The organism is Nonomuraea turkmeniaca (assembly GCF_005889735.1).
GTDB lineage: Bacteria > Actinomycetota > Actinomycetes > Streptosporangiales > Streptosporangiaceae > Nonomuraea > Nonomuraea turkmeniaca.
The window spans coordinates 1-6,615 of record NZ_VCKY01000377.1 but is presented as its reverse complement, the minus strand read 5'-3'; the positions used below and the strand labels follow the sequence as shown (position 1 = coordinate 6,615).

Below are 6,615 nucleotides of genomic sequence, written 5' to 3'. Positions count from 1 at the left end.
ACCATGTCCACCGCGTGTTCGACGTTCTCGACGACGATCCCGGCCAGGTGCGGGAGAAGCTCTTCGACACACTTCGGACACGATCAACTACTGAACCGTTCCACGTCACAAGATCAGCGACAGAGCCCCTTTACCTGTACCTGACTCTGCACATGGCCCCGTACGCCGACAGGTGCGACAACGAGGCGATCAGGGATGATGGCGACGCGGGCATGACTCACTTCGGAAGATGATCAACGGGTGTAGGAACCTCGATGATCTTCCGAACCGGTCATGCCCGCCCTGCTACCTCCAGCAAGGGCGCGTCTGCACCAATCACCTCAACCCGGACACCAGTCGCGACTTTGCCGGGGCCCTGGCTCCCTACCCCGCTCGTCACACCCATCGACGACTTGAAGACACCGCCTCCGAAACGCAGTCGGCTGGAACGGCGAGATGCGCCACCAGCTTTATGGCTCGGCGAAGGGTTCATCGCTCCACCGGAATCAGGCCTGATCGCCTTGGATATGAAGCAGGAACTCGGGCACCGGCCCATGAGGAGCCACCAGACGCACCGCACGGGCGATCTGGTCATACACCCGCTCCCACTCCTCGTAGTCCTCAGCGATCGTTTCGATCAGCGCGAGCTCTCGTTCGAACAACGGAGCCAACGGGAGGAAAGCCGGACCCGCAGCGAATCGGCCATGGAGCCAAGGCATGTCGGCTTCTTCGACAGTGATCTCGCCAACGAGAACGTCATCACGCATTACGCGCCAAACTTCATCACCAGCCACCGCTGCCCCGATCCCTACCCTCAGACGATCAGCGCATCCTAATGATCGGCACTGACAGGGACTCTCAGCGGGACGACAAACCCGCACCTTCTGATCAGCTGAGGTGGGGCCAAAACTCACGCCAGATCAAACGCCCCAAGATCGCCAAGTGGGGCCAGAACTCACGCCAAGGTGGAGCCACTTTTCGCGCCTGAAATCAGTCACCAGGACGAATCTGAGCAACATCGCCCGGTGGGCCACCCAGAACCCGGCACCCGCGGCCACCAGGAACACGGCGAAGGTCAACGCCATGGCGACCAAGACGGGGATGTGGTTCTGGAGGCTCGGGTCGATGATCCAGTCTTCCAGCGGGTCCCCCGTCCCGGGGAATCCCGACAGATCACGCAGGAGAGGCGTCGCCGTCCATGACGCCACCGCCAACTCGGTCGCCCCCAGCCCCGAACCGACAAGCAGTGCTGTGATAAGGCCGGCCCGACGCGCCTTATGCATGCCCCACCGCGCGACCAACAGACCGGCGAGCAGCGCGCACACATGCCCGACCGCGCTACCAGTAGTAGCGGCCAAGACAGCCTCGCGATGCCACTCCGCGACGTACTGTCCCGGCCACTGCGGGTCAGTCACCAAGTCATTCCCCAGCTGGAGGTTAGGGGCGACCAGCACCGCGGACGCGCTAGCGGTTACCACCAGCAGGAACGCGTAGACAGCGATATGGCGGCTCTTGCTCTCCCTTAACAGCGAAAGATGCGACATGTCGCCATCATGCGCGATATCAGAATCTCATGAGCCGATTGCGCGCAGAGGGCGCAGCGAGCCGAGGGCACGCCGAAGCGACTCCGACGATGATCAGATCGATCTGTTCCTACCTGTGCGGACGCCTGGCGGGATCCTCCGCCAGGCGCCGCTATTCTCCTGGAGATTGGTAAGCGACCACTGTGTTGCGACAACCCCTGGAATTCGCCGGCCGGAGACGGGGCGCTCCGAGGCACGCTGCTCAAGGACGAGCAGCGAACGTCGTCAAGGGGTGCTCAGGGGTGGTAGCAGCGGACGTGCTCGGCGATCTCCGCTGCGGCCTCCGCCCCATAGGCCGCGGTGAAACGCTCGAGGAAACTCTGCTGCCCGAGCTCGTACTCCTGCCCGCCGACCCGCTCCAGCACGTGCGTGGCGGTGAGGTTGCCGATCTGCCCGCACCGCTCCAGCGGCAGCCCCCAGGCCAGCCCGGACATGAACCCGGCGCGGAAGGCGTCACCGACGCCGGTGGGGTCGGCCTTGCCCCGCTCAGGAGCAGGCGCCACCTGAATGGACGGCTCGCCCTTGCGGTCGATGACGGCGCCCTTGGGCCCGAGCGTGGTGATCCGCACCCCGACCCGGTCCAGGATCTCCTCGTCCGACCAGCCGGTCTTCTGCTCGATGAGCCCCTTCTCGTAGTCGTTGGAGAAGAGATAGGCGGCCCCGTCGACGAGCTGGCGGATCTGCTCGTCCTCCATGCGCGCCAGCTGCTGGGAGATGTCCGCGGCGAACGGGATGCCGCGCTGGCGGCACTCGTCGGTGTGCCGCAACATCGCGTCGGGGTCGTTGGGGCTGATGAGCACCAGGTCGAGACCGCCGACCCGGTCGGCGACAGGCCGCAGCTCGATGAGCCGCGCCTCGGCCATCGCTCCCGTGTAGAAGGAGGCGATCTGGTTGTGGTGCTCGTCGGTGGTGCACAGGAAACGCGCGGTGTGCTGGGTCTCGGAGATGTGCACGGAGCCGCAGTCGACACCGTGACGCTCCAGCCATGACCGGTAGTCGGCGAAGTCGTTGCCGACGGCTCCCACCAGAATCGGCTTCAGGCCGAGGCAGCCCATGCCGAACGCGATGTTCGCGGCGCACCCGCCGCGCCGGATCTGAAGGTCATCGACCAGGAACGAGAGTGACACCCGGTCGAGCTGCTCGGCGATGAGCTGATCGCCGAAGCTTCCTGGGAAGGTCATCAGGTGGTCTGTCGCGATGGAGCCGGTGACGGCGATGCGCACGGGATTCTTCTTCCTCGTTGTCAGCAGGCCAATGAGCCCCACGAGAATACGGCAAGGTCCCGCGCGCACAAAGGCGAGCGGGACCCGGCGACCGACCTACGACTAGTTGAACGAGTCACCACAGGCGCACGAGCCGGTGGCGTTGGGGTTGTCGATGGTGAAGCCCTGCTTCTCGATGGTGTCGACGAAGTCGATGGTGGCGCCCATCAGGTAAGGAGCGCTCATCCGGTCGGTGACCACACCGACGCCGTCGAAGTCCGACACAACGTCGCCGTCCATCGACCGGTCGTCGAAGAAGAGCTGGTAGCGCAGGCCGGAACAACCGCCCGGCTGCACGGCGACCCGCAGCTGCAGACCCTCTTCACCCTGCTGCTCCAGCAGGCTCTTGACCTTGGCGGCGGCCGCGTCAGTCAGGACCAGGCCCTGCGTCGTGGTCTCGCTGCTCTCAACCGTCATCTGCTGACTCCCTAACCCGGCTGTCTGGTTTCGACGTCCTACTAATGACGCTACCAACACCTGGCCGATGCCACACATTCCCGGGGCCGTCCCGGACCAAGACCCCCGGAATAAAGCACGGTCGCCCGTGTGTCATGATGAGTATCGTCAATTCGACGATAAGGGGGTGTGGCCATGACCACCCAGACTGCGCTGCCGCTCTTCGTCCTCGGCCGGGGCGCCGATCCGCACAGCGAGAAGGGGGTCGACTGCCCGGGCGAGCTGCCCCAGGCGTCCGACCCCGGCCTGGTGGAACGTGCCCGCAAGGCGAAGGAGGCGCTGGGCGACCGCCTGTTCGTACTCGGACACCACTACCAGCGCGACGAGGTCATCCAGTTCGCCGACGTGACGGGCGACTCGTTCAAGCTCGCCCAGCAGGCGGCGGCGCGGCCCGAGGCGGAGTACATCGTCTTCTGCGGCGTGCACTTCATGGCCGAGTCCGCCGACATCTTGACGAACGAATCACAGAAGGTCATTCTTCCGGACTTGGCGGCCGGGTGCTCGATGGCCGACATGGCCACGTTCGACCAGGTCGAGGAGTGCTGGGAGGCTCTGGAGGACGCCGGGGTGGCCGATCAGGTGATTCCGGTCACATACATGAACTCCAGCGCCGACATCAAGGCCTTCTGCGGCCGCAACGGCGGCGCCGTCTGCACCTCCTCCAACGCCCGCCGGGCCCTGGACTGGGCGTTCGAGCAGGGCGAGAAGGTGTTGTTCCTGCCCGACCAGCATCTGGGCCGCAACACGGCGGTGCTGGAGATGGGCATGTCCCTGGACGACTGCGTGGTGTGGAACCCGCACCGCCCGAACGGCGGCCTCACCCGGGAGCAGCTGGAGCGTGCCAGGATGATCCTCTGGCGCGGCCACTGCTCGGTCCACGGCCGCTTCACGGCCGAATCGGTGGACGACGTACGCGCCCGCATCCCCGGCGTGAACGTCCTCGTGCACCCGGAATGCCGCCACGAGGTCGTGCTCAAGGCCGACCACGTGGGCTCGACCGAATACATCATCAAGAAGCTGGAGGCGGCCCCGGCGGGCTCGAGCTGGGCGGTGGGCACGGAACTGAACCTGGTGAAGCGCCTGGGCCAGATGTTCCCCGACAAGAACGTCTCGTTCCTGGACCGGACGGTCTGCTACTGCTCGACGATGAACCGGATCGACCTCCCCCATTTGGTGTGGGCACTGGAGTCGCTGGTGCTGGGAGACGTGGTCAACCAGATCACGGTGGACGAGGACACGACGTACTGGGCCAAGGTCGCCCTGGACCGCATGCTCGCCCTCCCCTAACCCGATTTATCCCCATATCCCGGCCCAACTCCGTGCACCTCCGCCAGGTGTGCGGGCCGGCGATATGGCTTCCATGCCTGAAGGCCGACCACGTGGGCGACCTGATCGAGGACATCCGCGAGCCCTTGGAGGCGCTGACGACGTGGGCGCGGCGGGCCGCGCCGGTCATCGGCGTGCGGCTGTGGGTGGCCCGTGGCGGCCGGGGAGAATGCCCGGTGATCCTCTGCCAAGGAGGACCGGGCTCGTGGGACACCCTGGACGACGTGGCCGGGCCGCTGGCGGATGTCGCGGTCGCGCACCGCTGGGTCTCCGTGGTTCGGCGTGAGCTTCGAATGCAACGCCACCATCAACGCCCACGACAAGCGCCACTGGGGCACTCCGGAGCCGCGGGCGCGGTGCGCGGCGCTCCAGGGTCCACCGACGACCCCGCGGGGATTCCGGTCGGCGGTGAGCGCCTTCCTGAGGGAGACGGGCCAGGTCAGCCGCTAGGCGAAGTCATAGCCGACCTGGACGGTGACCGTGAGGGTCTGACGGCCTGGGCTGATCGAGGCGCCGGCGTCGGCTGCCGCGACGGCCATGGTCCGCAGCGGCTGGGGACCGCCCCTGACGTCCTCGCTCACCGAGACGACCCCGCCCAGGGGCCGGCCGGCCAGCTCGGCGTAGTGGGCGGCCTTGGCGGCGGCGTCGCGGAACGCCCGGGTTCTGGCGTCCTTGAGCTGGTCGGCGGGGTCCGACAGCTCGAAGGCCACGCCGTTGAGCCTGGCCTCCTCGCCGACCCCGGCGACGGTGTCGATCACGCGGTCGGCCTGGGTGAGGTCGCGAATGACGACCTCCACCCCCTGGGCCGCACGGTAGGCGGCCACTTTCGGGTACGTCTCGTACTCGGGTCCCAGCGACAGCTCCACCGTCCGTACGTCCTCCGCGGCGATCCCCACCTGGCTCAGCGCGTCGGCGAGGCGGGCGGCGGCGGCACGGACGGCGGTGAAGGACTCCGCGGCGGACGCCCTGCGTACCTCGACGCCCGCGTGCAGGCGCAGGATGTCGGGCCCGGCCAGGACGCTGCCCTCGCCGATGACGGTGATGTCCACGCCAACCCCCTTGGATGGGTTTCGCCCTTGATCCTAGGCTTCCTGCCCGGTGAGACGAAGCTCATGAGGCGGTGCGGGTGAATCGGAAACCCATCCTGTCGAACTCGGCCTTGACGGGCGCGGTCGCCAGCACGCGGGTGACCTGCCCGGACATGTCGATCACCACGGCCTCATGCCCGGCTCCCTTGGTGCGCCACACCGCCAGGTGGTCGTCGTCCCACCAGCCGATGAGGCGGTTGCTGGTGAACGGGATGGTGATCGGCTGGGGGTCGTCGCCGGAGGTGGTGCGAGCGCAGAGCGCGGTGCCCTCCGGCGTGCAGTGAGCCAGGAAGCGGGTGCCCGACGGGGAGATGTCGTCGCCTTCGACCCACACCGGCGACCCCACGTTCGGCAGCGTACGCAGCAGCTTGCCGTTCAGATCGTAGAACGTCATCCGGCCGCCCACCCACGTGCCGACCGCCCGGCTGCCCGCGTCCCAGAAGAAGCGCCACTCCCCCGCGCCCGTCTCCTTGATCTCGTACGCGCGTCCCTGCTCGGCGGCGACGTCGATGATGCCGTACCCGTACTCGACGGCGTTGCCGTTGACGTCCTTGTAGAGGGTGACCAGGCCGTGCCTGCCGTCGGGCGACCAGCGGGGCGTGGTGGGGAAGACCGGCTTCCTGCTCACCTTGACGGTCCGCTTGGCGCCGGTGACGTGGTCGACGATCGACACGGTGGCGAAGAGGTCGGTGCTGTAGTCGGCGTCGGTGCCGAGAGCCAGATTGGTCTGGGAGTCCAGGGCGTACTCGAAGTAGCGGGAGTCCGCGGAGAAGGTGTCGGTGGCGTGTTTACGCACGTAGAGGCGCTTGCCGCGGTCGACGGTGTAGGAGGCGAGCTTGATGGGGTCGCCGTCGGTCTCCTCCATGCGGATGGAGGTGCCGGGGAGTGGGATCGTGCGGGCTGTGGGGGTCGGGGTTGGCG

9 protein-coding genes are annotated in these 6,615 nt (G+C 67.0%); 3 read left to right on the top strand and 6 right to left on the bottom strand.

Annotation, left to right across the window (positions count from 1 at the left end; genetic code table 11):
• Positions 1–233 (top strand): hypothetical protein (locus ETD86_RS57685; protein WP_211370867.1); only part of this gene is annotated, 233 nt, incomplete at its 5' end.
• Between the two features lie 252 nt (positions 234–485).
• Here the strand turns inward: ETD86_RS57685 and ETD86_RS51540 are convergent.
• The 4 genes from ETD86_RS51540 to erpA all read right to left on the bottom strand — a co-directional run bounded on the left by ETD86_RS51540 (position 486) and on the right by erpA (position 3,241).
• The gene (locus ETD86_RS51540; RefSeq protein ID WP_211370866.1) at positions 486–773 is read right to left on the bottom strand and encodes a hypothetical protein; all 288 of its coding nucleotides are present in this window, start codon (positions 771–773) and stop codon (positions 486–488) included.
• A gap of 126 nt (positions 774–899) precedes the next feature.
• On the bottom strand, positions 900–1,523 hold the full coding sequence (locus ETD86_RS51535) for a hypothetical protein (RefSeq protein WP_138673923.1): 624 nt from the start codon (positions 1,521–1,523) through the stop codon (positions 900–902).
• 275 nt (positions 1,524–1,798) lie between these two features.
• Positions 1,799–2,785 carry a carbohydrate kinase family protein gene (locus tag ETD86_RS51530; RefSeq protein WP_138673922.1) on the bottom strand — a complete coding sequence of 329 codons (987 nt, stop codon included), beginning with the start codon at positions 2,783–2,785 and terminating at the stop codon, positions 1,799–1,801.
• Between the two features lie 102 nt (positions 2,786–2,887).
• On the bottom strand, positions 2,888–3,241 hold the full coding sequence (gene erpA / locus ETD86_RS51525; protein WP_138673921.1) for an iron-sulfur cluster insertion protein ErpA: 354 nt from the start codon (positions 3,239–3,241) through the stop codon (positions 2,888–2,890).
• 174 nt (positions 3,242–3,415) lie between these two features.
• Here erpA and nadA point away from each other — a divergent pair, with 174 nt between their 5' ends.
• Together nadA and ETD86_RS56395 are read left to right on the top strand one after the other, a co-directional pair.
• Positions 3,416–4,567 (top strand): quinolinate synthase NadA, encoded by a 1,152-nt coding sequence (gene nadA, locus ETD86_RS51520; protein ID WP_138673920.1) that lies wholly within the window; start codon positions 3,416–3,418, stop codon positions 4,565–4,567.
• 321 nt (positions 4,568–4,888) lie between these two features.
• Positions 4,889–5,056 (top strand): hypothetical protein, encoded by a 168-nt coding sequence (locus ETD86_RS56395; protein ID WP_170223757.1) that lies wholly within the window; start codon positions 4,889–4,891, stop codon positions 5,054–5,056.
• Here ETD86_RS56395 and ETD86_RS51515 read toward each other — a convergent pair.
• Together ETD86_RS51515 and ETD86_RS51510 are read right to left on the bottom strand one after the other, a co-directional pair.
• A complete protein-coding gene (locus tag ETD86_RS51515; protein WP_138673919.1) occupies positions 5,053–5,655 on the bottom strand; it encodes an SIMPL domain-containing protein in 603 nt (200 codons plus the stop codon). The two genes, ETD86_RS56395 and ETD86_RS51515, sit on opposite strands and share 4 nt — an antisense overlap.
• A gap of 61 nt (positions 5,656–5,716) precedes the next feature.
• Positions 5,717–6,615, bottom strand: an 899-nt coding sequence (locus tag ETD86_RS51510) for a hypothetical protein (RefSeq protein ID WP_211370865.1), incomplete at its 5' end; no start/stop codon positions are given.